Genomic DNA, 24,167 nt, shown 5'->3' on the forward strand with positions numbered 1-24,167 from the left:
GCGGCACAATCCCCCCGGGCGTTTTTGCGCTTAGCATTCCATAAAATTGAATACGTTACCGTCGTACGTATTTATCTCTCGCCCCTCTTCGCAAAGACTCAATTTCGCGCATAGCTCTGCTGGAACTGATGCAAAAACATATCCGCGATCGTGATTTGCTGGGGCTGGTTGACCGACTGGTCACGCTGTTAATTACAGGTACTGATAATGACAGCCAGTTGCATACGCTGTTTAATTATCTGGTGCAGTACGGCGATGCGCCCCGCTTCAGCGACTTTATCCATGATGTCGCCAGACGTGTTCCCCATCACAAGGAGAAATTGATGACGATTGCAGAAAGGCTTCGGCAGGAAGGCCACCACACGGGGCTGCAGAAAGGACTACAGAAGGGTCTACAGGAAGGATTACAAAAAGGCACAAAGGAGGAGGCATTACGTATCGCGCGGATGATGCTGAAAAGCGGGATCGAATGCGACAAGGTACTGGTAATAACCGGGCTGTCACTCGACGAGATAATGGCAAACAGTCCGTAAAGCCAGACAGATAGCCCGGTGGCGCAGTGCCGCCGGGCTATGGATTTAGTAACTACTTTTCAGTGGCTGCGTGGCCTGACCGGGTTTAAACATCGCCAACCTTTTGTCCAGCGCGTCGGTATACAACATCGTATCGACGCCCACGGCGACAAAGTTTGCCCCCCACTCCAGACATTTCTGCGCCATGAGCGGATCGACGGCGAGAAAACCCGCCGCTTTTCCGGCCGCTCGAATGCGCTGGATGCTCTCTTTGATAATTCGCTGAACTTCGGGGTGTCCTGCATTATCCGGGTACCCCAAAGACGCAGAGAGATCGGCGGGACCAATAAACACGCCGTCAATACCGTCTACGTCCAGGATCGCATCCAGATTATCCAGCGCGGCTTTACTTTCAACCTGCACCAGCAGACAGAGTGACTCATTGGCCTGCGCCATATAATTTTCAATGCGTCCCCAGCGCGCCGCCCGCGCCACGCTGGCCCCGACGCCGCGCTCCCCCACTGGCGGGTAACGGGTGGCGGCGACCACCTGCCGCGCCTGTTCTGCGCTATCGACCATCGGAATCAACAGCGTCTGCGCGCCGATATCCAGCACCTGCTTGATCAGCGCTTTAGCGCCTTCTACCGGACGAATCACCGGCTGGCTGGCGTAAGGGGCAATCGCCTGCAACTGATGATAGAGATCCTGCATCGTATTCGGTGCATGTTCGCCGTCGATCAGCAGCCAGTCATAACCCGACGTCGCGGCAATTTCCGCCATATAAGAGGTGGTCGAACTCAGCCATAGCCCGATTTGTACTTCCCCTTTGCGGAGCGCGTCCTTAAAAGGGTTTGCTAACAATGCGTTCATAATGATCCTTACAACGTGGATAAACTTATTGATGCGCAGCACCCGGTTGCGACGCGGGACGGTTCACGCTCAGCGTGAAGATAATCAGTGAGCCGATAATGGCGACACCTGCCAGCGTCAGCAGTCCTGCGGCATCGCTGGCAAACATCGTTTCTGCTTTAACGCGCAGGATTGGCGCAATAAACCCGCCCACCGCGCCAAACAGGTTGACGAAACCGATGCCCGCCGCCAGCGCTGTGCCAGAGAGCAACTGGGTCGGCATGGTCCAGAACACGGGTTGTACGGCGATAAAACCGACAGCCGCCACGCAAAGCGCCAGAATCGCCACTACCGGAGAGGCCAGACCGGAGACACCGATACCAATTCCTGCCGCCAGCAGCGTCAGCGCGGCGACATTACGCCGCTCACCCGTACGGTCAGAGTAGCGAGGGATAAGCCAGGTCCCGAACAGTGCAGCAACCCACGGAATGGCGGTAACCACCGACGCCGTGAAACCCACTTTGGTTCCCAGCAGCGCAGCAACCTGAGTCGGCAGGAAGAAAATCAGTCCGTACACCGCCACCTGAATCGTCAGATAGATAATCGCCAGTTGCCAGACGCGTCCGTTACGCAGGGCATCCGTCAGTTTTGACGTCGTCTTTTTCTCTTCTTCACTCGCCAGTTGGCTAATGAGCGCCGCTTTCTCTTCTGCACTGAGGAAACGTGCCTGTTGCGGGGTGTCATCCAGCCAGAAGAAAGTGAAGACCCCAGCACCGACGGCTAACAAACCTTCGATAACGAACATCCAGAACCAGCCAGGATGCCCCATGAAACCGTGCATCTCCAGCAGGGCGCCGGAAAGCGGCGATCCCAGCGTCAACGCCAGCGGCGCCCCCATGTAAAACAGCCCCATAATGCTGGCGCGGTTACGTTGCGGGAACCATTGCGAGGTGAGATAGATCATGCCGGGGAAGAAACCGGCTTCCGCCGCTCCCAGCAGGGTACGAATGATCAGGAATTTCACCTCGGTATCCGCCCACGCCATCGCGGCGGAGAGGAATCCCCACAGCAGCGTGGTGGTGCCGATCCAGGTTCTGGCCCCCAGTTTGCGCATTAACAGGTTCGCGGGCACGCCGAGAAAGGCATAGACCACAAAGAAAATTCCCGCGCCAAGCGCATAGGCTTCGTTACTCAACCCGGTGTCAATCTGATAAGTCTCTTTGGCAAAGCCAATGTTCGAGCGGTCCAGAAACGCCAGTACATACAGTGCCAACATAAATGGGATCAAACGTGCGCGGTTTTTCTTCACCACGCCGTCAAGAAGAGTAGTACTCATAGCAAGATCCTCAAAGAGATGAGGGCGTTGCCGACGCTGCGGCAACGCACAGGTCATTAGTGGCTATAAGGCCGTTTCAGGTTGCAGTCGCGGTTAAGCTCGACACCAAATCCCGGTTTATCCAGCACTGACTTATGAATGCGGCCCTGCACCGGCACCGGTTCATCAAGCAGAATCGGGTCAAACTGCGGACGCATAGTTGAGCAATCCGGGCTGGTCATCAGAAACTCACTGAACGGCGTGTTGGTGAAGGTAATCACCGCATGATGCGAATAGACCGACGAGCCGTGCGGCACCACCAGTTGTCCACGCGATTTCGCAATCGCAGCAATCTCGACCAGCGTGGTCAGGCCGCCGCACCAGCCGACATCCGGCTGCATGATATCGATGCCAGTTTCTGCCAGCGTACGGAAGGACTGCAGCGTGCCGTGGTGCTCACCGCTGATGACCATCATGCCTGCCGGCGCATTGCGTTTCAGTTCGCGATAGCCTTCATACTGCTGCGGCGGTAAACACTCTTCGATCCACTTGAGGTTGTACGGCGCGCAGGCGTGGGCCAACTTCGTGGCGTAATTCACGTCCTGACTCATCCAGCAGTCCAGCATCAGCCAGAAATCCGGGCCGCACTTCTCACGCATCTCCGCCACCATCGCGGCATCTTTGCGGATCCCGGCATCGCCATCGTGTGGCCCCCAGTGCGTCGGCATTTTGCCGCCAATAAAGCCCATCTCTTTTGCCAGATCCGGACGAGCGCCAGTGGCGTAGAACTGAATTTCATCGCGCACCGCGCCGCCCAGCAGTTTGTACACCGGCAGTCCCACCACTTTGCCGAACAGATCCCACAGCGCTAAATCCACGCAGGAGATGGTATTCATCACCAGACCGCCAGAGCCTGAGTAGTACATCGTCGCGCCGAGCATCTGATCGTGAATGAGTTTGATGTCGCTGACGCATTTCCCTTCGATAAAGCGATTGAGGTGTTTTTCAACAATAAAGCACCCCATCTCCCCTGCCGTAGAGACCGCAAAGCCCGTCTGTCCGTTTTCGGCTTCGACTTCGACAATCAGCGTACCCAGCACGTTAATGCCGAAGGACTGGCGCGACTGTTCGTACTCACGATATTTACTCATCGGCGTGGCGATATGATCGTCAATCCAGTGATTCGCCCCCTGGTCATGATAATCACCGCCGCCTGCACCTTTTTCTGCTGTTGCTCCACCGGTAAACCAGGCGCGGACATGTTTAATTTTGGGTAGGGTCATGATGTTCTCCATTATTATGATGCGAGTGAATCGAAGGGACTTTTCCATCCCAACAGACGTGAAATACCCTTCGCGCAGGCAATGGCTTTGCCGGCAAGATAATCACGATTCTCTTCGTTGATTTCTAAGCGGGTGCCGACCACCGAAATGGCGGCGGCGGGTTCGTTATTGGCATTAAAAATGGGGGCGGCGACGCAGCGCACATCCGGATAATCTTCTCCGTTATCGAAGCTCCAGCCGCGCTGGCGGATGCGTTCCAGTTCATCGCTAAGTTGTTGAGGTTGGGTGATCGTGGTAGGCGTTGTCTGCTCCCACACCAGCTGTTCAATAATGGCGTTGCGCACGGCGGCGGGCTGCCAGGCCAGCAGACATTTCCCAATACCCGAGCGATACAGCGAAAGACTTTTCCCTTCGTGAGAGCGCACGCTGATGGTCGAAGATGATTCCACCTTCAGGATGTAATACGCGCTTTCATGGTCGATGATCCCCAGATGGCAGAGCAGCCCCGTCTCATCCATCAGTTGCGTCAGGCGTGGGCGCGCCAGTTCACGCAGATCCATTTTGCTGAGCGCATGGCCTGAGAGCTCCACCAGTTTGGTCCACAGACAAAAGTTCTCCTGGTGATCGACACTGATAAACCGCTGACGCTTCAGTTCACTCAACAGCAGATACGCCGTGCTTTTGGGAATGCCCAGTTTTTCAATGATCGTCGCGGCGCTGCAGGGGCCAATCCGCGCAATCAGATTGAGAATATCGATGGCGCGGGTGAGCGCCGGGACTTTGCTTGATTCCAACATACTGGACTCCAGTCTGAGATACTGGAATCAGTGTGATTGGTCGCGGCGGGTAAATTTGTGAAGCACATCATGTCGTCTCTTTCTTCCAACAGAATGGAGAAATTACGCGCAAAAGTGTGAGGTGACGCACGGATTTTTTCGCGGGGAGTACAACCGGTTGGACAAAAAAAGAATCAGCCCGAAAAGCGCAGCGCCTTCGGGCGATTGAAGACTACAACGTCAGCGATTCAACTACGTCAATCCAGCCATGTTCGCTGGCAATATCCTGTTCGTTGAACCAGCGACGCAGCATGTTTAGCGCCATCATCGCACAAACTTCCTGGCGCACCTGCAGACTGTGACGCGTCACGCTGAAATGGACGCGTAGCGCAAATGTGCCGTCTGGCGTGGCCAGCGCAAAATTCAGGTGATCGTTTTCCAGCCCGGAAACCGCCAGCGCCAGTCCGGCGTAATGGTTGCCACGCCGCTCTGCCGTCCAGTGCGCAGTCTGAGCCAACGTCTCTTCCTGCGAAGGCACCACTTCACTGGCCAACAGCGGGGCGCCCACGCGGGAAAGTTGTAATGCCAGCAGCCCGCCGGTGAACTGCTCGCTCAGCGTCAGGCTGAGCTGCCGTTTCTGCAACTCGCGGGCGATTTGTATCGGAAGCCCTTCGGTGCCTTCAAAAATCAGATTTTGTCCGGCAACGCGTTTGACCTCCTGCCACAGGTTGCGCATCGCTTCGCGCTGGGCATACGGTCCGGTTAATTTCAGTTCGATAATTGGCATCGAAGAACGGTAACCCAGCGTCACCCCTTCCGGTAATGAAAGCGAATCGAGGCTTTGCGCCAGGTCGCTTTCCGAACGACCAAAGGTGGTCAGACGCAGACACAGCGGCGGCTCGGTGAGAGAGAAGCGCTCGCGCAAACGCGGCAGGATCTCATGTTCCACCATCACCTTAAATTCTGACGGTACACCCGGCGTAAAGAACATCAGGCAGCGATTAAGCTGTACCGCAAAACCACAGGCGGTGCCGACGGGGTTATTGATAAATTCGGCGCTGGCGGGCAGTTCCGCCTGTTTGCGATTGCTGGGTGCCATCACTCTGCCGCGCTCGCGGAAGAATCGCTCAATTTCAGCAAGCCATGCCTCGTGCAGAACCAGCCCTTCCCCTTTTGCCGTCGCAGCGGCAAGCGCGCTGAGATCGTCACTGGTCGGCCCCAGACCACCGTTGACGATCAGTACATCAGCATGCTGACTGCGCTCGCGCAAAATGGCGACCAGGCAGTCGAGGTTATCGCCCACCGTATTACGACGGGTTAAGGGCAACCCCTGATTAAAGAAAAAATCGGCCAGCCAGGCAGCATTCGTGTCGACGATTTGCCCGTGCAACACTTCATCCCCGGTGGATAACATCTCCACGTTTAACATCGTGTTCTCCTGCTTTTATGATGAAAACACTATAACGCAAAGGCGGAAATGGCGGGGCAAGAAAAAGTCCTGAAGGAAGAAAAAGCGGCGCGAAGAGAAGTCGCGCCGTCTGGATTAGAAGCTGGCGTTAACCCCGACATACGGGCCATCAGCAATAGCGCTATCGCGATTGCCGTCTTTACCGGCCAGATTGAGATAGCGATACCCGGCCTCAATACTCAGCGGACGCATGATGGTCAGGCGCGCACCGGCATTAGCCGCATCATAGCTTTCAATACCGCTGGAGAGTGAATCGGGTGAGTAGTAATACTCCCCGAACAGGCGGACGCTGTCGCCAATCGGCCACTGTAACCCGCCGCCGACCGCTGCCGCATACCCCTCATCGCCATAATTTGGGTTGGTGTAAACCCCTTTGCCGCCCACCGTCGCCAGCAGCGGTCCGAGAGGAATATTCAGCCCCAGGCCGAGATCGGCGGTGTCGCCGTCGTCATCGTTATGCAGCCAGTTACCGCTCAATGCCAGGCCGGTTGACTCTGTACCAAAACCGACGCCAACGTTGGTGTATTCTTTACCCGCCTGACCGCTGATGTTGATTGCACTCGCAGAAGCAGAAACGAACAGCATTCCCGCTATTCCAAATAATACGCTTTTCTTCATTTTTACCCTTTTCCAGCAAGCAAATACATAAAGTTCTCCAAAGCTGCAGGATTGTACTGCCAACGCCAAAGGAATCAATGAGCTAAAAAAGCGATCATCAGGCGTTTTGTAACGAAATAATACCGATGAGGAGTGTAAAGAGCGCCTCTAATCTCCTGTAGTGACCCAATAAGCCTCCAGGAACCATTTTTTATTCAATGCCATTCCTTAAAATATATTTCTCAGATGAATAGAAAATAAACATTTTATCTGTTGTTGCCAGGCGATAAACTTTTCTCCGCTTATTCACCCTCTGCTTCAAGGACTATTACCGTGCGTCAAAGGACTATTGTTTGCCCCTTAATACAGAATGCTGGACATTATCTCCTGTGCCAGATGGCCGACGATCGGGGTGTTTTCCCGGGACAATGGGCGCTGTCTGGCGGTGGCGTTGAACCGGGGGAACGCATTGAAGAGGCCCTGCGCCGGGAGATTCGCGAAGAGCTGGGAACTGAGCTGGTTCTGACTGACATCAAACCCTGGACCTTCAGCGACGATATCCGTACCAAAACCTACCCTGATGGCCGTCAGGAAGAGATTTATATGATTTACCTGATTTTCGACTGCATCGCTGCCAATCGTGAGGTGCATATTAATGACGAGTTTCAGGCGTTTGCCTGGGTCAAACCAGAAGATTTATCTCAATATGATCTTAACGTTGCAACGGTGAAAACCTTAACGCTAAAAGGGTTACTGTAATATCTGATGACAGCCATTATGACTGTCATTCTTTATTCATAACAGGGATTAAGATGACACCAGTTTACCATCAAGGAATAATTTTCCCTTATCGACATGCATCACCAGGCCGTCCAGATAATCCGGGGTCAATTTTACCCCTCGCATATTTTTTGCCAGATATGTCAGACAATGATTATGGGTAAAAATAACCACGTTTTTATTTCCCGACTTATTGGCTAAACGCTCAATGGCCTGATAAGTCCCCCGCCCACAGGCATGCATGCCTTTATCTACCGTCAGTTTTTTATCCGCAGAAAACCAGGTCGCCGACTGAATGGTGCGTACCGTATCGCTGGCATACAAATCGTAGTCTTTTATCTCTTTACCAAACGCGACACCCAACGCACGGGCTTGCTTCGCGCCATGCCCGGTAATGCCCGTTTTATCTGACAGGCAGGTATTGTCTGACCTGTCGCAGCGTTCAGCATGACGAAACAGCACCACCACCGGATGCTGCTTTGCCAGTAGTGCCAGAGTACGGGAATCAATTCTCGGCAGACCGTTACTGCTCCAGGCGAAATGGCTGCTCAGTCCCGCCATTATCGCCAGTGCCGATAGCAGAATAACCGTATATTTTTTGTATTTAACAACCCGCTGAGACAATACAAACACATTTAACTCCACTCAAAACCGACAAACAAAAATATAACGTTGCAGCGTATCGCTTAATGAAAGGCATAATCATTTATGAGGGCAAAATGCCCGAAAACGACGGCCATTGCAAACACAATACGGGTAAAAAAGCCTATATTTTTCTAACGTTAACTTCTTAAGGTTAAATTAATATTCAGCCATTAATATTCGGTTCTAACTGGATAATCCTCATTTAGCCTCCTGTTTATGACTTAATAAATAAGAGGATCTCAGTATCCAACTGGCTAAAGGAAATATAATGTCTGATTTTCTGCCTTTCTCTCGCCCGGCGGTGGGTACGGAAGAACTTGCCGCTATCAAAGCGGTTCTCGACTCTGGATGGATTACGACCGGCCCGAAAAATCAGCAACTGGAACAGGCCTTCTGCACGTTGACGGGAAACCACCACGCCATTGCCGTCAGCTCCGCCACGGCAGGAATGCATATCGCCCTCATGGCGCTGGGAATCGGTGCCGGTGATGAAGTCATCACCCCGTCAATGACCTGGGTTTCCACACTGAATATGATAGTGCTGCTGGGGGCCACTCCGGTGATGGTGGATGTCGACCGCGACACGCTGATGGTCACGGCTGAACACATTGAAGCTGCCATAACCCCGCGTACGAAAGCCATTATCCCTGTCCACTACGCCGGCGCACCGGCCGATCTGGACGCCATTTACACCCTCGCGGAACGTCACGGGATTGCGGTTATCGAAGATGCCGCCCACGCGGTCGGGACTTATTATCAGGGCCGTCACGTCGGGGCACGAGGCACCGCGGTTTTCTCCTTTCACGCCATCAAGAATATCACGTGTGCGGAGGGAGGACTTATTGTCACCGATGATGAGCCACTCGCCCGGCAGTTACGTGCCCTGAAATTTCACGGACTGGGCGTCGATGCCTACGATCGCCAGACCTGGGGGCGAGCCCCTCAGGCGGAAGTACTGACGCCAGGTTACAAATATAATCTGACCGATATTAACGCGGCGATGGCGCTGGTTCAGTTAGACAAGCTTGAAACACTTAACCGTCGCCGGTCCATCATCGCCCACACGTACCAACAGGCGCTGGCCGATCTGCCGTTTCAACCGCTGAGCCTGCCGCCGTGGCCCCACGTCCATGCATGGCATCTGTTTATTATTCGTACCGATGAAGATCGCTGCGGCATCAGTCGTGACGCGCTAATGGAGGCGCTTAAAGCCCAGGGGATCGGGACCGGTTTGCATTTCCGTGCGGCACATACGCAAAAATATTACCGCGAACGCTTTACTACCCTGTCGCTCCCCAATACCGAATGGAACAGCGCGCGTATCTGCTCGCTACCGCTGTTTCCCGATATGACCCCGGCGGATACCGCTCGCGTCATTACCGCTCTTCGCCAGATTGCAGGAAAATAACCATGTTTGAAGCCCTTCCGATTACGAAAGTGTCGGTGGTGATCCCTGTCTACAACGAACAGGAAAGCCTGCCGGAACTGCTCAGGCGAACCACTGCGGCCTGCGAGAGTCTGGGAAAAGACTACGAAATCCTGTTGATTGATGACGGTAGCAGCGACCACTCCGCCCGGTTGTTGATCGACGCATCAGAAGCCGAAGGCAGCCACATCGTTTCGATTTTACTCAATCGCAACTACGGGCAGCATTCCGCCATCATGGCGGGATTCAGTCACGTCACCGGTGATCTGATCATTACGCTCGATGCCGATCTGCAAAACCCGCCGGAAGAGATCCCGCGTCTGGTGGCAAAAGCCGATGAAGGGTATGACGTCGTTGGCACCGTACGCCAGAATCGTCAGGACAGTCTGTTCCGTAAGACCGCCTCGAAGATGATCAACCATCTGATTCAGCGCACCACGGGCAAAGCCATGGGCGACTACGGCTGCATGCTTCGCGCCTATCGCCGTCACATTATCGATGCCATGTTGCACTGTCATGAGCGCAGCACATTTATCCCGATTCTGGCGAATATTTTTGCCCGGCGCGCCACGGAGATCCCCGTTCATCACGCGGAACGTGAATTTGGTGATTCTAAATACAGCTTTATGCGGCTGATTAACCTGATGTACGACCTGGTGACCTGCCTGACGACGACGCCTCTGCGCATGCTGAGCCTGCTCGGCAGCGTCATTGCCGTTACCGGATTTACCCTGTCGATTCTCCTCGTCATCCTCCGCCTGACGCTGGGACCACAATGGGCGGCAGAAGGGGTATTCATGCTGTTTGCCGTTCTGTTTACCTTTATCGGCGCGCAGTTCATCGGCATGGGATTACTCGGCGAATATATCGGTCGAATTTACAACGATGTTCGCGCCCGTCCCCGCTATTTCGTCCAGCAAGTTATTCGTCCGCAAAGCCCGCACTCTACAAAGGAAAATCAACAATGAAAGCCGTTGTCTTCGCGTATCACGATATGGGATGTCTGGGCGTTCAGGCCGTACTCGACGCCGGCTATGACATTGCCGCCATTTTTACACATGCGGATAATCCAGCAGAAAACGCGTTTTTTGGCTCCGTTTCTCGCCTGGCGGCTGAGGCGGGGATCCCGGTCTATGCCCCCGATGACGTCAATCATCCTGTCTGGACTGAACGTATCAGCCAGCTTGCTCCCGACGTGATTTTCTCTTTCTACTACCGTCATCTGCTCAGCGATGCAATTCTGGAACAGGCTCCGGCAGGCGCATTCAACCTGCACGGTTCACTCTTGCCAAAGTATCGTGGTCGCGCCCCGCTGAACTGGGTATTAGTGAATGGCGAAAGTGAAACCGGCGTGACGCTGCACCGCATGGTCAAACGCGCCGATGCAGGCGCCATTATCGCGCAACAGCGTGTCGCTATTTCGCCTGACGATACGGCCCTGACGCTACATCATAAGCTTTGCCAGACCGCCCGACAGGTGCTGGAACAGGCATTGCCCGCTATCAAACGCAGAGAGACGCGTGACGTTTTACAGAACGAGAGCGACGCAACGTACTTTGGTCGTCGCACGCCTGCAGACAGTTTCCTGACGTGGGACCGACCGGCAACGACGCTGCATAACATGGTGCGGGCGGTCGCTGCCCCCTGGCCGGGCGCGTTCTGCTATTCCGGAACGCAAAAATTTACCCTCTGGTCATCCCGCGTCCACGCGCAGAACAACAGTGCGCAACCGGGAACCGTAATTTCCGTTTCCCCCCTGCTGATTGCCTGTTCCGAAGGCGCGCTGGAAGTGGTAACGGGGCAGGCAGACAACGGCATCACCATGCAGGGCGCACAGTTAGCGCAGGTTCTCGGTCTGGTTGCGGGTTCTCGTTTAAACAGTCAGTCGCTGGCCACCAGCAAACGCCGTACCCGCGTGTTGATCCTCGGCGTGAATGGTTTTATTGGCAACCATCTCACCGAACGCCTGCTGCGCGAAGACCACTACGAAATCTATGGTCTGGATATCAGCAGAGATGCGATTGATCGCTTCCTTAACCATCCGCGTTTTCATTTTGTGGAGGGCGACATCAGCATTCACTCTGAATGGATCGAATATCACGTTAAGAAATGCGACGTGGTGCTGCCGCTGGTGGCCATTGCCACGCCAATTGAATATACCCGCAATCCACTGCGCGTCTTTGAACTGGATTTTGAAGAAAACCTGAAAATCATTCGCTACTGCGTGAAATACCGTAAGCGGATCATTTTCCCATCGACTTCTGAAGTGTACGGGATGTGTACCGACAACGTGTTCGATGAAGACAGCTCGAATCTGATTGTCGGGCCGGTCAATAAACCCCGCTGGATTTACTCGGTATCCAAGCAGCTTCTCGACCGTGTCATTTGGGCCTATGGTGAAAAAGAAGGGCTTCGCTTTACCCTCTTTCGCCCCTTCAACTGGATGGGGCCGCGACTCGACAGCCTGAATTCCGCGCGAATTGGCAGCTCACGCGCCATTACGCAATTGATTCTTAACCTGGTGGAAGGCTCACCGATTAAGCTTATCGAAGGCGGAAAACAGAAACGCTGCTTTACGGATATCCGCGACGGCATCGAAGCGCTATATCGGATCATTGAAAACGAAGGGGGGCGCTGCGACAGTGAAATCATCAACATCGGCAACCCGGAAAACGAAGCCAGCATCAAGGAACTGGCGGAAATGCTGCTGGAGAGTTTCGACAAACATCCACTTCGCTATCATTTTCCACCGTTTGCCGGGTTACGGGTGGTGGAGAGCAGCAGCTATTATGGCAAAGGCTATCAGGACGTGGAGCACCGTAAGCCCAACATCCGTAATGCAAAACGTTGTCTGGACTGGGAGCCTGCCATCGATATGCGCGAAACGGTTGACGAGACGCTGGATTTCTTCCTGCGCAGTATAGATCTCACGGAACATTCATCATGACAAAAGTCGGCTTGCGTATTGATGTCGATACCTTCCGTGGCACCCGCGAGGGCGTGCCGCGCCTGTTAGCGTCATTGAGCCGATACCACATCCGGGCAAGTTTTTTCTTTAGCGTTGGGCCTGACAACATGGGGCGCCATCTCTGGCGTCTGATTAAACCGCAGTTTCTGTGGAAGATGCTGCGCTCAAACGCCGCGTCTCTTTACGGCTGGGATATTTTGCTGGCCGGTACCGCCTGGCCGGGTAAAGAAATCGGCCGCGCAAACGCAGAGATTATCCGTGAAGCGGCGCGCCTACATGAAACGGGGCTGCACGCCTGGGATCACCACGCCTGGCAGTCCCGGAGTGCTCAGTGGAGCGAACCGCAGCTGATCGCCGATATTTCACACGGAATCACCGCCCTTGAGGCCATCACCGGCCAGCCAGTGACCTGTTCAGCCGTTGCGGGCTGGCGCGCTGACCAGCGTGTGGTGCTTGCCAAAGAGACATTTCCTCTGCGTTACAACAGTGACTGCCGCGGCTGGGCGCCGTTCCGTCCGGTTCTCGGCGGGGATGCGTTCGCTACGCCACAAATTCCGGTCACGTTGCCCACGTGGGATGAAGCGGTGGGTCGCGAGGTTCAGGCAGAGGATTTCAACGACTGGATCCTCTCCCGAATACAGCGGGAAACCGGTACACCGGTGTATACCATTCATGCCGAAGTCGAAGGCGGGGCCTGGCACAGCCAGTTTGAGGAACTGCTCCAGCGTGCGGCCGATGTGGGCATCAGCTTCTGCCCGCTTGGCGATCTCCTGCCTGAGGATCGCAACACCTTACCGCCGGGAGAAATTATTCGCGGAAACTTCGCGGGAAGAGAAGGATGGTTAGGCTGCCAGCAAGCAATGAGTGTCATACGATGAAAAACACCCGTTATTATCAGATACTGGCCGCGCTCATCGCGTTCTGGTACATCATCCCCATCAACCTGCGTCTGCTGTGGCAACCTGACGAGACGCGCTATGCCGAGATCAGCCGGGAAATGCTGGCATCCGGCGACTGGCTCATCCCCCACTTTTTGGGTGTGCGTTACTTTGAAAAACCGATTGCCGGGTACTGGATCAACAGCATCGGGCAGTGGTTGTTTGGGGCGAACAATTTCGGCGTTCGCGCGGGCGCCATTTTTGCGACGCTGCTGACCGCCGCGCTGGTGGGATGGCTTGCCATGCGCCTATGGCGCGATACGCGTACCGCCCTGCTGTCGGCCATCATCTTCCTGTCGTTGTTTATTGTCTACGGGACTGGCACCTATGCGGTGCTCGATCCGCTGATTGCGCTCTGGCTGATGGCGGGACTGTGCTGTTTCTGGCAAGCAATGCAGGCCACCACCTGGCAAGGGAAAAGTGCAGGATTCCTGCTGTTGGGCGTCACCTGCGGGATGGGCGTCATGACCAAGGGTTTTCTGGCGCTTGCGGTACCGGTGCTCAGCGTGCTGCCGTGGGTCGCCACGCAGAAACGCTGGAAAGATCTGTTGCTCTACGGCGGATTAGCGGTCATCAGCTGCGTCGTCGTCGTTCTGCCGTGGGGACTGGCGATCGCCCAACGCGAACCCGATTTCTGGCACTACTTTTTCTGGGTCGAACATATCCAGCGTTTCGCGATGGATGACGCCCAGCACAAAGCGCCGTTCTGGTACTATCTGCCGGTGCTGATCGCCGGAAGCCTGCCGTGGCTTGCGCTGCTTCCTGGAGCGTTAAAAACCGGCTGGCAGGCGCGCGATGAATCGCGCAGCGCCCTCTATCTACTGGGTTGGATCGTGATGCCGCTGGTGTTCTTCAGCATCGCAAAAGGCAAATTACCCACCTACATTCTGTCGTGCTTCGCCCCGCTGGCGATACTGATGGCGAGATACGGGTTGAACGCGGCAGAAAAAGGCCTGGCTGCGCTGCGCATCAACGGCTGGATCAATATCCTGTTCGGCATCTTCGGAATAATCGCCACGCTGGTCGTTTCGCCGTGGGGACCGCTGAAATCACCGGTCTGGATGCACGTTGAGGTGTATAAGGTTTTCTGCACGCTGGGGATTTTTTCTCTGTGGACTTTTTTCGGCTGGTATACGCTGACTAACACCGCGAAAAGCTGGGTTTACGCCGCGCTGTGTCCTGTGGCGCTGGCATTGCTGTTTGGTTTTTCCGTTCCGGATCGGGTCATGGAATCCAAACAGCCACAGTTTTTTGTCGAGATGACCCGGGAAAACCTGATACCGAGCCGCTACATTCTGACCGATAGCGTCGGCGTCGCCGCCGGGCTGGCCTGGAGTCTGAAGCGCGACGATATTTTCATGTATGGGCAAACCGGCGAACTGAAATATGGCCTTAACTATCCCGATGCTAAGGGCCGGTTCATTCGCTACGACGACTTTACGGACTGGCTCAACCAGCATCGTCAGGAGGGGATTATTACGCTCGTGCTCACCATCGCCAAGGATGAAGACATCAACCGCCTCGCCATTCCCCCTGCCGACACGATTGATAATCAGGGGCGTCTGGTGCTGATTCAGTATCGTCCCAAATGATCTGGCTGGTGTTAGTACTGGCCAGCCTGCTCAGCGTTACCGGGCAGTTATGTCAGAAGCAAGCGACGCTTCCCGTGTCGACAAGCGCGCGAAGACGCCATATTACCCTGTGGCTGGGGCTGGCGCTCGCCTGCCTCGGCCTGGCGATGATCCTGTGGTTACGGGTATTGCAGAGCATTCCCGTGGGTATTGCGTATCCGATGCTCAGTCTGAATTTTGTCTGGGTCACATTACTGGCATGGAAAATCTGGCGCGAACCGGTGGCGCTTCGTCACTGGCTGGGTATCGCCTTGATCATTGGCGGTATTTTTATTCTGGGGAGTGCGGCGTAATGGGATTACTCTGGGGACTGTGCAGCGTGATCATCACCTCTGCCGCGCAACTTGGCCTGGGCTTTGCGATGGCAAACCTGCCGCCGATAACACAGTGGCAGACGTTTTTTTCGGCGCTGTTCTCCCTTCATACCGGCACACTCGTGCTAGTCACCAGTTTAGTGGGCTATCTGCTGTCGGTTTTCTGCTGGCATAACGCGCTGCATCGCCTCGCGCTGAGCAAGGCTTACGCGCTGCTCAGCCTGAGTTACGTGCTGGTGTGGGTGGCGTCGATAATCTTACCCGGCTGGCAGGGCACGTTTTCCCTGAAAGCGCTGTTGGGCGTAGTGTGTATCATGACCGGACTGATGTTCATTTTTCTGCCCGCACCGCGGAAAACGCGCTGACGTTTATTTGTTCCCCAGCAGCGTCTTCAGGCGCTCCCACTCGTCGCAGGTATAACTCCTGGCATCCAGAATCTTCACCGTTCGCCCACTGTCACGGTTGACGGAATACAGCGCATCCTTCTGCGGGGAAAGGATATCACCGGCATTCACCACAATGTCAGACTGGACTTCAACGATCATTTTCAGTGAACCGCCGGCATCACTTAACACTAATGCATGCTTCCCTGACTTTTTGTCATAGCACGACTTCTTCACCTGCCATTCCATTGCATACCTTTACGTATCGGGAACTTTTACATTACGTTACACAGTAGCAGATAAACAAAGTGGCAATGAGCGTCGGATGGCAAAATGGCGAGATGCAATTAATGCTTTCCTAATGTTTCATTCACCCAATCAACCATTGCTCGCCGGGAAATTTTTATCCCACCATTTTTCAGTTCGCCAGGCAGAGCGAGCCAGCGTACCGGCTGCTGAAAGCGCGCCAGTTTGTCTTTCACCCATTCGCTGAGTTCTGTCTCTGCGACGACGGCGTCACATTCCACCACCGCCACCGGTCGATGACCAAATTCGGCATCCTCGACTGGCACGATAAACGCCTGCAGCACGTGAGGATGCGTAACGATGACCCGTTCGACCTCTTCCGGCTGAATCCCCTCTCCACCACTAAAAAAGAGATTATCCAGACGCCCGACGATGGTCAGTTTTCCTTTATTCAGTACGCCGCGATCGCGTGTGGCAAACCAGCCTTCATCGTTAACCAGAGGAACCAGATTGCCGCTTCGCCAATAACCTTCCGCCATACTGGCCGCCCGCAGCCAGACTTCATCGTTGACAATTTTGACTTCTCTCCCCGGTAAGGGCATACCGACATCAGCCAGACCGTCCGCCTCTTTCGCACATACCGTTGAGGCAAATTCCGTCAGGCCGTAACCGCACCAGCAGCGAATGCCCTGCGCGCGCGCCTGTTCGGTTAACGCCACCGGAATCGCCGCACCGCCTAACAAAACGGCTTTCAGCGCCACCGGTGTCTGGTTCACCAACAAACGCCAGAGCTGTGTAGGCACCAGCGAGGCATGGGTGCACCCGGCGAGCATCTGCTCCAGCGGTTGTTTTTCCCGTACGGTTATCCGAGCGCCAGCCAATAACCAGCGCCACAAAATTCCCTGCCCGGAAACATGAAACAAAGGCAGAGAGAGCAGCCAGTCGTCATCTTTTGCCAGCGGCATCAACGACAGCACGCCTTCAGCGCTGGCAAGATGCGCCTGACAGGTATGAACTGCCGCTTTCGGTAGACCGGTCGAACCGGAGGTCAACGTCATGGAGCTCAATCGCTGCGGCTGCCAGTCGACGGCATACTCTCCTGCGCCCTCCTGCATGGCGAGCGAACGCAGAAAGGGAAAGGCATTCTCCCCCTCCAGGTCCAGCGCAAACTGCAACGTGAGTTCAGGTAACAGAGTCGTCAGCAAGGCGTGAGGAAGCTGTGGATTGACCGGCAGGATCCGTGCACCGCACTGCAACAGTGCCAGCCATGCCAGCAGGGTCTGCGGATGATTCCAGGCGCGGAGCATAACGCCGCGGCCTTCGGCAACGCCCTGCGCGGCAAAACCGCTCGCCAGAGCATCAACCCGTTGACAAAGCGCGCGCCAGCTTAACACCTCATCATTCAGGCGTATGGCTGGCGCGTCTCCCTGAACCTGCCGCCAGTACCGCCACGGCCAGTCAGGAAAGGTCATCGCAGTCGTTCCAGTGCAGATTCTTCAATACAGGGTAATGTGCTGCCCGTCCAGCGACGAATCTGCTGCGCCTGCATCAGGCTCAGCGTGTCCAGCCCTGGAATGGTGTCTGGCGTCAGCCACGCGGCAATACGCGCCAGTTGTGTCAGTCCCAGGCTCGATTCGATGGACGAACTGATCACCGCCGTCAGCCCCTGCGCATGCGCGGCCTTCACCTGCTCACACACTTTTTCCAGCGACCCGGTCAGCGTCGGTTTGATGACCACTGCGCGGACACCCTCTTCTGCTTCAAAAACAAAATCCGCGTCACGCAGGCTTTCATCCCAGGCGATAGCAATCCCGGTTTCACGGGCAAAGGCGCGCGAGTCGTCCCGTGTTTTGCACGGTTCTTCGAGGAAGGCGATGCGGTTACGGTAGTCCGGGTTCACGTACTTCGCGAACTGCTGGGCCTTCAATGGCGTCCAGGCACGGTTGGCATCCAGACGCAGGCGCAATTCCGGGATCGCTTCCAGCAGCAGGTTGACCACCATGCCGTCGCGCACGGCTTCGTACAGTCCGACCTTTACCTTCGCGACTTTTTCGCCGGGCATGTCCGCCAGTTGCAGCACCAGATCGTCTGGATCCCCGGTACACAGCGGCGCCGCCCGATAGTCTGCGGCTTCAGGTAATGTTCCGGCTATTTCCGCCAGCGCGCAGCTTACGCCGAAGGCCACGGAAGGCATATCAGGCAATGCGTCATCGCCCTGCAGCCAGCCGTCAACCCAGACCAGCAGCGCAGTCTGCGCCTCTTCCCAGGTTTCCTGGCTGAAGCCCGGCAGAGGGGAGATCTCTCCCCATCCCTGACGCTCGCCGTCCTGCAGACGAACATACAGCCCGTCACGCGTTTTTAACCGCCTGTCGCGCAGAACCACCCCCGCGTCCATGGGGATCTGCCAGCGGTATACCTGCGCGCTACGCATTACGGATTCCGCTTGAATTTGCTGAAATCAGGCTGACGTTTCTGGTTGAAGGCGTTACGACCTTCCTGACCTTCTTCCGTCATGTAGAACAGCATGGTGGCGTTACCCGCCAGCTCCTGCAAACCGGCCTGACCATCACAGTCAGCGTTCAGTGCGGCTTTCAGGCAACGCAGCGCCATCGGGCTGTTTTGCAGCATTTCACGACACCAGCGGACGGTTTCTTTTTCGAGATCGGCCAATGGAACCACGGTGTTCACCAGCCCCATATCCAGCGCCTGTTTAGCATCGTACTGACGGCACAGGAACCAGATTTCCCGCGCTTTCTTCTGCCCAACGATACGCGCCATGTAGGAAGCACCCCAACCGCCGTCAAAGGAGCCGACTTTCGGGCCGGTCTGACCGAAGATAGCGTTTTCCGCTGCGATAGTCAGATCGCACATCATGTGCAGCACGTGGCCGCCGCCGATGGAATAACCCGCCACCATCGCGACAACCGGCTTCGGGCAGGTACGGATCTGGCGCTGGAAATCCAGCACATTCAGGTGATGCACGCCGGAGTCATCCTGATAGCCGCCGTAGTCGCCGCGAACTTTCTGGTCGCCGCCGGCGCAGAAGGCTTTATCGCCTGCGCCAGTCAGAATTATCACGCCGACGTTATCGTCGTAACGGGCATCAGCCATCGCCTGAATCATCTCTTTGACGGTCAGAGGACGGAATGCGTTGCGCACCTGAGGACGATTAATGGTGATTTTTGCGATACCGTCGGTCGATTTCTCATAGCGAATGTCGGTGTAGCCTTCGGAGCAATCGTGCCATTCTACCGGTGCGTAAAGCATTGTTTCATCTGGATAGATCATAGTGTGTCCTTTAGTCAGAGACGCAGAATCTGCGCCAGACAGTCCACTACGCCTGCGGGATTTTCCCGGTGCGCGTTGTGTCCGGCGTTACGAATCACATGGCGGGTCGCCGCTAATTCCATCGCGAGAGCGCAGAATTTGCTGTCACGTTCACCACATAAATAATAAAACGGAATGGCGAGCGCATTGAGCGCATCGCGTAAATCAGGCTGGACCGCCAGCGAGGTGGCTTCCAGCATTGCCGCCAGCGTTTCGCCGTTATTCTGGCTACGCAGCGCGACCCATTCCTCACGTTGCCGCGTATTTAACGAGGCAAAGACCGGCTGCTGATACCAGTCTGTAAAAACGTCACGCAATGATTCATGGCGAAAACGCGCAGCCCAGTGCTGGTCTGAACGCGCACGCGCCTCGCGTTCAGCGTCGCTTCGCAGACCCGGATGACCACCTTCAACCACCAGGCCACAAAGTCCCGGCATCTCCTGACACGCCGCCATCATCGCCACTCTGCCGCCGAGGGAATACCCCACCAGCCAGTAATTAAGTATGTTGTAACTAAGAAGAGTGTTACGCAATAAGGTGATCACATCGGTAAATCCGCTGACGCGAATATCCGCCGATCCGCCGTGGCCGGGCAAGTCGACATACAGCCGGGAAAAACCCGTAAGCTGCTCGCCAACCGGCTGCCACTCCTGGCCATCGCCGGAAAAACCGTGCAGGAAAACCAGCCAGGGTGAACCTGACTGCGCGTCTTTTGCCTGCGCGTGCAGGATCATAAATGGCTCACCTGCGCCAGTAGCTGTTGCAGCGTTTGCGCGCCGTCGGTGTCATTGACCACCAGTTCAATCACCGTGGTCGCAGGCGTACGCCACGCGCCCGCCAGCGCCGCCTCCAGTTCATCCCAGCTTTCCGGACGATGATACTTGAGGTTGAACATTGCGGCCGCGTGTTCGAAATGGACGTTCTGCGGCATCAGATAGAAGCGTTCGCGTTCGCTCTGCGGCGTGGGCAGCAGCGAGAAAATCTGCCCGCCGTTATTGTTCACCACAATCAGTACGAACGGTGCGGAGACCTGGCGCAGTAAGGCTAGCGCATTGAGATCGTACAGCGCCGATAAATCGCCCACGATGGCCAGCGTCGATTTCGCGCTGGCACGCTGCACGCCTGCCGCCGTTGATAAGAGTCCGTCAATGCCGCTGGCGCCGCGATTGCTGTATACCGGGTAACCTGCCGGAAGCTGTGACAGGGCGTCAATCAAGCGCACCACCAGACTATTGCCGACAAAAAGCTGCCCCTGCTCGGGCAGATACTCGCAAATGCGATGCGCCAGTTGCGCCTCGCCAAAAGTGTCACGCCGCGCCGCTACGGCCTGCCAGGCCTGCTGTGCAAGACGCGGGATATCTACACACCACGGTTGACGTTTTTCCGCCGGATGCAGTTCCAGCCAGTCGCCAGGTTTCGCCACCAGACGACGACCGCGGTGGTGGGCCGGATCCAGCCGTCCTTCGATATTATCGACAATCCAGTACTCTTGCGGCTCACAGCTTGACTGCCACTGGAGCAGGCGTTTCCCGGTCAGGCTGCTGCCAAGCTGCACCACAATCTGCGCCTGCTGCAGTTCCGTTACCGCCTTCGCATTGCCAAGCCAGAGATCGGCACACGGAAGCGGCTGTCCGGTTTGTGACAGCACATCGCCAATCAGCGGCCAGCCCAGCGTCTGCGCCCACTGCGCCACTTTTTTGCCTTCCTCTGCGCTCATTCGCCCGGCCACCACAACGCCACGCTTTTGCCGCCAGAAGAACCAGTCGCGCTGTTTGTCGCTCTCCAGCCGACGCGCTTCACGTAGCCAGGGCTTGTCATCCTGCCACCAGTCGCCGAGGCGCTGCTGCCAGGCCAGACCGGTTTCGTCCATCTCGCCATACAACGGCTCGGCAAACGGACAGTTGATATGCACCGCCCCGGCATGCAGCGAGGCCAGCGCATTGTCAATGGTCGATACCAGCCATCGGGCCGGAATATCCTGCGTCGGACGCGGAAGCGAGAGCGTTTGCGACGGATGTGACGCAAACATGCCTGCCTGGCGAATCGCCTGATTCGCGCCGCAGTCGATCAGTTCAGGGGGACGATCGGCAGTCAGTAAAATGAGTTTTTCACCGGTTAATCCTGCCTCAATCAGCGCCGGATAAAGATTCGCCACCGCCGTACCAGAGGTGACAATCACCGCCACAGGCTGGTTACTTACCTTCGCCAGCCCCAACGCCAGATGCCCAAGGCCACGCTCATCAAAATGCGTGTGGTGAATAAAGGCGGAATTTTCCGCCGCCGCAAGCGTGAGCGGCGTGGAACGAGAGCCAGGGGCAATGCAAATATGCCTGACGCCATGGCGAGTTAATGCTTCCAGAATGACCGCCGCCCAGCGTCGGTTAAATGCGCTTACTGACATGAGATTGTCCGGTATCAATATTGCGACTCAGTATAAAGAACGGAAAAAATGGATTATTGATATGAGTCGGAAATCTATGACTCATTGGCCTTCCATTTGTAATAAAGTGCGCAGCCCTGCCGCTTTATTGTCTATTTCTTGCCACTCTTGCTCAGGATCTGACCCACGAACAATCCCCGCCCCGGCATACAGCCGTACCACATTACCGCTGACCTTTGCCGAGCGTAGCGAGACGCAAAACTCACTTTGGTGTAGTGATAAATAGCCCGCCGAACCGGCGTACCATTCCCGTGCAAAGGGCTCATGCTGCTGAATAAACGCCCGCGCCCGCTCACGCGGGATCCCGGCGACCGCAGCGGTAGGCTGGAGCTGGACCAGGCACAGCGTGTCATCCGCCTGATTTAACGCCGTCCAGATGCAACGTCTTAAGTGCTGTACTTTTCGCAGTCTCAGCACCTGCGGGGGCAGGACGTCCAGTGAATGCGTGTAGTCCTGCAAACGCTGACAAATATCCTCAACCACCAGCATATTTTCACGCTGATTTTTGTCGTCTTTCATGAGCCATTCGCCCAGTTGCCAGGCTTTGAAATCATCGGGATGATTGGCGACCGTTCCGGCCAGCGCCTCGGTGCGAAGCGCGGTATCCCGACGTCGCCAGAGACGCTCCGGAGAAGAGCCGAGAAACGCACTCTCTGCGGAAAAGGCCATAAAAAAATGGTAACAGTTGAGATTCAGACGGCGACTGGATGCCATAACGGCCGCGGCGTTGACCGGGCGAGAAAAGTGCAGATCGCTGGCGCGCGCCAGAACCACTTTCTCAAGCGCATCCTCGGCAATGGTGCGGGTGGCCTGTTGGATCAGGTTAATCCACCCTGCTTTTTCCGGCCAGTGCTGTTCGCCTGTCAGGGTGAGGCGCAGCGTCGGCAGTGGCTTCACGCTCGCCAGCGAGGCGAGAAACGTCAATGCATGGTCTGCGTCATCGCGCAGAGAAATGTCACTCCACAGATGCAGACGCAGTACCGCCACGCCCGCGCAGCGTCGCCACTCCAGGCGGGGTAAAAACAGATAGCCCTGCTGCGGATCAAAATCGTTTAACCCCCAGATGCGGAGATCGGCTTGCTGCGGATGTTGACGAAGAAAGCGTTGTGCCTCATCAAGTGAGGAAAATGGCGCAACGACACCCAACACAGCGGCCTCTTCATCGCCGTTGCGCTGCTGCCAGTAAAATTGCGGATAAATGGACTGACTTGCCAGCCAGCTTAGCGCGTCAAACGCGTCATTAAGGGGAAAAGGGACGTCGAGAACCCGAATGCCTGGTGCCGCCGGGATCTCTTGCGACAAAAGACGCGTCAGACCTTCCAGCGCAGTAGTGAGTGAATGCACGCGGACCTCTCCCTGTTAAAAACCTCACATTATACGGGGTACTGCACAAAAAAAGCAGTACCCCAGTTTAGGGAGTAAATGCGATCCCGGTTAGACGTTAGCGGCGTGCCAACAGTAAACCGAGCACCAGTCCGACCGCAGCCCCTACGCCAATCCCCTGCCACGGCTTTTCATGCACATAGTCATCCGCACGATAGACCGCCTGTTTGGCGCGATAATAGTAGTTATCGGAGGCGTGGCTCACGCGATTTTTGACCTCTTCCAGCGCCTGCTCCGCCCGCGCTTTCAGCTCAATATATTTCTGATCGGCAGGATCCCCTGAGGAGCGCAACACTTCCTCCAGCGTTTCACTCAGCAACGTCAGATCGTCATCAATACGTGAGTCACCAAATTGATAAGACATTCTCGTTCTCCATGTTAGTAAACCTGTCCCTAACTATAGACAACGACGCGGGATTACGCCTGAACGACCTCGCGCGCCATGCCAATATGCGGAATACCATCTTCCTCATACACGTCGGTCACCGGTGTAAAGCCGAATCGACCATAGAAAGCCTGCAAGTGTGCCTGCGCCCCCAGATACAGCGCCTTTTCCGGCCAGTGTTGCTGACAGGATGCCAGCACCTGCGCCATTAAATGTTGACCCAGCTTTTCACCGCGTAGCGCTTCACTGACGATCACCCGTCCAATCACGACAGGTTCCAGATCTTCGGCACTTTTCAGAATCCTCGCATACGCCACCAGTTCCCCCTCATGCCAGCCGAGGATATGGCGGTTTTCACCCACCAGGTCGTCGCCGTCCACATCAAGATAAGGGCAGTTCTGTTCCACGACAAACACCGCGCAGCGCAGTTTTAACAGCGCATAAAGCTGAGGGACGGTCAATTCCGAATGATGCAAATCTTGCCAGGTAATCATCGTGCGC

At 55.7% G+C, this 24,167-nt stretch carries 24 protein-coding genes and 1 pseudogene; 9 read left to right on the forward strand and 16 right to left on the reverse strand.

Annotation, left to right across the window (positions count from 1 at the left end; genetic code table 11):
* Positions 1-107 precede the first annotated feature (107 nt).
* Positions 108-533: pseudogene (locus QNN88_RS04075) on the forward strand (Rpn family recombination-promoting nuclease/putative transposase); the annotation flags it as partial.
* Between the two features lie 45 nt (positions 534-578).
* Here the strand turns inward: QNN88_RS04075 and yfaU are convergent.
* From yfaU to QNN88_RS04105, 6 genes are all read right to left on the reverse strand, one after another.
* A complete protein-coding gene (gene yfaU / locus QNN88_RS04080; protein ID WP_414239067.1) occupies positions 579-1,382 on the reverse strand; it encodes a 2-keto-3-deoxy-L-rhamnonate aldolase in 804 nt (267 codons plus the stop codon).
* Positions 1,383-1,407: 25 nt separating this feature from the next.
* The gene (locus QNN88_RS04085; RefSeq protein ID WP_414239068.1) at positions 1,408-2,697 is read right to left on the reverse strand and encodes an MFS transporter; all 1,290 of its coding nucleotides are present in this window, start codon (positions 2,695-2,697) and stop codon (positions 1,408-1,410) included.
* A 56-nt stretch (positions 2,698-2,753) separates the two neighbouring features.
* Entirely contained in the window at positions 2,754-3,959 is a 1,206-nt protein-coding gene (rhmD, locus tag QNN88_RS04090) for an L-rhamnonate dehydratase (protein WP_414239069.1), read from the reverse strand.
* 14 nt (positions 3,960-3,973) lie between these two features.
* Positions 3,974-4,756 (reverse strand): IclR family transcriptional regulator, encoded by a 783-nt coding sequence (locus QNN88_RS04095; protein WP_414239070.1) that lies wholly within the window; start codon positions 4,754-4,756, stop codon positions 3,974-3,976.
* A gap of 211 nt (positions 4,757-4,967) precedes the next feature.
* Positions 4,968-6,164: a nicotinamide mononucleotide deamidase-related protein YfaY gene (locus QNN88_RS04100; RefSeq protein ID WP_414239071.1), complete on the reverse strand. Its 1,197-nt coding sequence runs from the start codon at positions 6,162-6,164 to the stop codon at positions 4,968-4,970.
* Positions 6,165-6,278: 114 nt separating this feature from the next.
* On the reverse strand, positions 6,279-6,821 hold the full coding sequence (locus QNN88_RS04105) for a YfaZ family outer membrane protein (RefSeq protein WP_414239072.1): 543 nt from the start codon (positions 6,819-6,821) through the stop codon (positions 6,279-6,281).
* A 312-nt stretch (positions 6,822-7,133) separates the two neighbouring features.
* Between QNN88_RS04105 and nudI the strand changes: the two genes are divergently transcribed.
* A complete protein-coding gene (gene nudI / locus QNN88_RS04110; protein ID WP_414239073.1) occupies positions 7,134-7,559 on the forward strand; it encodes a nucleoside triphosphatase NudI in 426 nt (141 codons plus the stop codon).
* A 48-nt stretch (positions 7,560-7,607) separates the two neighbouring features.
* Here the strand turns inward: nudI and QNN88_RS04115 are convergent, their stop codons facing one another.
* Complete coding sequence (locus tag QNN88_RS04115) at positions 7,608-8,213, reverse strand: histidine phosphatase family protein (RefSeq protein ID WP_414239074.1); 606 nt, start codon at positions 8,211-8,213, stop codon at positions 7,608-7,610.
* Between the two features lie 280 nt (positions 8,214-8,493).
* On the opposite strand from QNN88_RS04115, the gene arnB reads away from it, so the two are divergent.
* Genes arnB through arnF form a run of 7 tightly spaced genes read left to right on the forward strand, consistent with a single transcriptional unit; the run spans position 8,494 to position 15,867 of the window.
* Complete coding sequence (arnB, locus tag QNN88_RS04120) at positions 8,494-9,633, forward strand: UDP-4-amino-4-deoxy-L-arabinose aminotransferase (protein WP_414239075.1); 1,140 nt, start codon at positions 8,494-8,496, stop codon at positions 9,631-9,633.
* Positions 9,634-9,635: 2 nt separating this feature from the next.
* Positions 9,636-10,619 carry an undecaprenyl-phosphate 4-deoxy-4-formamido-L-arabinose transferase gene (arnC, locus tag QNN88_RS04125; protein ID WP_414239076.1) on the forward strand — a complete coding sequence of 328 codons (984 nt, stop codon included), beginning with the start codon at positions 9,636-9,638 and terminating at the stop codon, positions 10,617-10,619.
* The gene (gene arnA, locus QNN88_RS04130; RefSeq protein ID WP_414239077.1) at positions 10,616-12,598 is read left to right on the forward strand and encodes a bifunctional UDP-4-amino-4-deoxy-L-arabinose formyltransferase/UDP-glucuronic acid oxidase ArnA; all 1,983 of its coding nucleotides are present in this window, start codon (positions 10,616-10,618) and stop codon (positions 12,596-12,598) included. Before arnC ends, arnA begins: the two co-directional genes overlap by 4 nt.
* Positions 12,595-13,497 (forward strand): 4-deoxy-4-formamido-L-arabinose-phosphoundecaprenol deformylase, encoded by a 903-nt coding sequence (gene arnD, locus QNN88_RS04135; protein ID WP_414239078.1) that lies wholly within the window; start codon positions 12,595-12,597, stop codon positions 13,495-13,497. Before arnA ends, arnD begins: the two co-directional genes overlap by 4 nt.
* Positions 13,494-15,149, forward strand: coding sequence for a lipid IV(A) 4-amino-4-deoxy-L-arabinosyltransferase (gene arnT, locus QNN88_RS04140; protein WP_414239079.1), 1,656 nt, complete (start codon positions 13,494-13,496; stop codon positions 15,147-15,149). Before arnD ends, arnT begins: the two co-directional genes overlap by 4 nt.
* Positions 15,146-15,481 carry a 4-amino-4-deoxy-L-arabinose-phosphoundecaprenol flippase subunit ArnE gene (gene arnE / locus QNN88_RS04145; RefSeq protein WP_414239080.1) on the forward strand — a complete coding sequence of 112 codons (336 nt, stop codon included), beginning with the start codon at positions 15,146-15,148 and terminating at the stop codon, positions 15,479-15,481. The genes arnT and arnE overlap by 4 nt, the downstream gene beginning before the upstream one ends.
* A complete protein-coding gene (gene arnF / locus QNN88_RS04150) occupies positions 15,481-15,867 on the forward strand; it encodes a 4-amino-4-deoxy-L-arabinose-phosphoundecaprenol flippase subunit ArnF (RefSeq protein WP_414239081.1) in 387 nt (128 codons plus the stop codon). The genes arnE and arnF overlap by 1 nt, the downstream gene beginning before the upstream one ends.
* Positions 15,868-15,870: 3 nt before the next feature.
* Here the strand turns inward: arnF and pmrD are convergent, their stop codons facing one another.
* The 9 genes from pmrD to QNN88_RS04195 form a co-directional block, all read right to left on the reverse strand.
* Positions 15,871-16,134, reverse strand: a complete 264-nt coding sequence (gene pmrD, locus QNN88_RS04155; RefSeq protein ID WP_414239082.1) for a signal transduction protein PmrD — start codon at positions 16,132-16,134, stop codon at positions 15,871-15,873.
* 98 nt (positions 16,135-16,232) lie between these two features.
* The gene (menE, locus tag QNN88_RS04160; RefSeq protein ID WP_414239083.1) at positions 16,233-17,603 is read right to left on the reverse strand and encodes an o-succinylbenzoate--CoA ligase; all 1,371 of its coding nucleotides are present in this window, start codon (positions 17,601-17,603) and stop codon (positions 16,233-16,235) included.
* Complete coding sequence (gene menC, locus QNN88_RS04165) at positions 17,600-18,562, reverse strand: o-succinylbenzoate synthase (RefSeq protein ID WP_414239084.1); 963 nt, start codon at positions 18,560-18,562, stop codon at positions 17,600-17,602. Before menC ends, menE begins: the two co-directional genes overlap by 4 nt.
* Positions 18,562-19,419, reverse strand: coding sequence for a 1,4-dihydroxy-2-naphthoyl-CoA synthase (menB, locus tag QNN88_RS04170; protein ID WP_414239085.1), 858 nt, complete (start codon positions 19,417-19,419; stop codon positions 18,562-18,564). The genes menC and menB overlap by 1 nt, the downstream gene beginning before the upstream one ends.
* 14 nt (positions 19,420-19,433) lie before the next feature.
* Complete coding sequence (gene menH / locus QNN88_RS04175) at positions 19,434-20,192, reverse strand: 2-succinyl-6-hydroxy-2,4-cyclohexadiene-1-carboxylate synthase (RefSeq protein ID WP_414239086.1); 759 nt, start codon at positions 20,190-20,192, stop codon at positions 19,434-19,436.
* Entirely contained in the window at positions 20,189-21,859 is a 1,671-nt protein-coding gene (menD, locus tag QNN88_RS04180) for a 2-succinyl-5-enolpyruvyl-6-hydroxy-3-cyclohexene-1-carboxylic-acid synthase (RefSeq protein ID WP_414239087.1), read from the reverse strand. Before menD ends, menH begins: the two co-directional genes overlap by 4 nt.
* Before the next feature lie 81 nt (positions 21,860-21,940).
* Positions 21,941-23,242, reverse strand: coding sequence for an isochorismate synthase MenF (gene menF / locus QNN88_RS04185; RefSeq protein WP_414239088.1), 1,302 nt, complete (start codon positions 23,240-23,242; stop codon positions 21,941-21,943).
* Positions 23,243-23,339: 97 nt separating this feature from the next.
* Positions 23,340-23,645 carry a stress response protein ElaB gene (gene elaB, locus QNN88_RS04190; RefSeq protein WP_414239089.1) on the reverse strand — a complete coding sequence of 102 codons (306 nt, stop codon included), beginning with the start codon at positions 23,643-23,645 and terminating at the stop codon, positions 23,340-23,342.
* Between the two features lie 53 nt (positions 23,646-23,698).
* A complete protein-coding gene (locus QNN88_RS04195; protein WP_414239090.1) occupies positions 23,699-24,160 on the reverse strand; it encodes a GNAT family N-acetyltransferase in 462 nt (153 codons plus the stop codon).
* Between the last annotated feature and the right edge of the window lie 7 nt (positions 24,161-24,167).

The sequence above is a fragment of the Citrobacter sp. ANG330 genome (assembly GCF_047467925.1).
Lineage (GTDB): Bacteria > Pseudomonadota > Gammaproteobacteria > Enterobacterales > Enterobacteriaceae > Citrobacter_A > Citrobacter_A amalonaticus_G.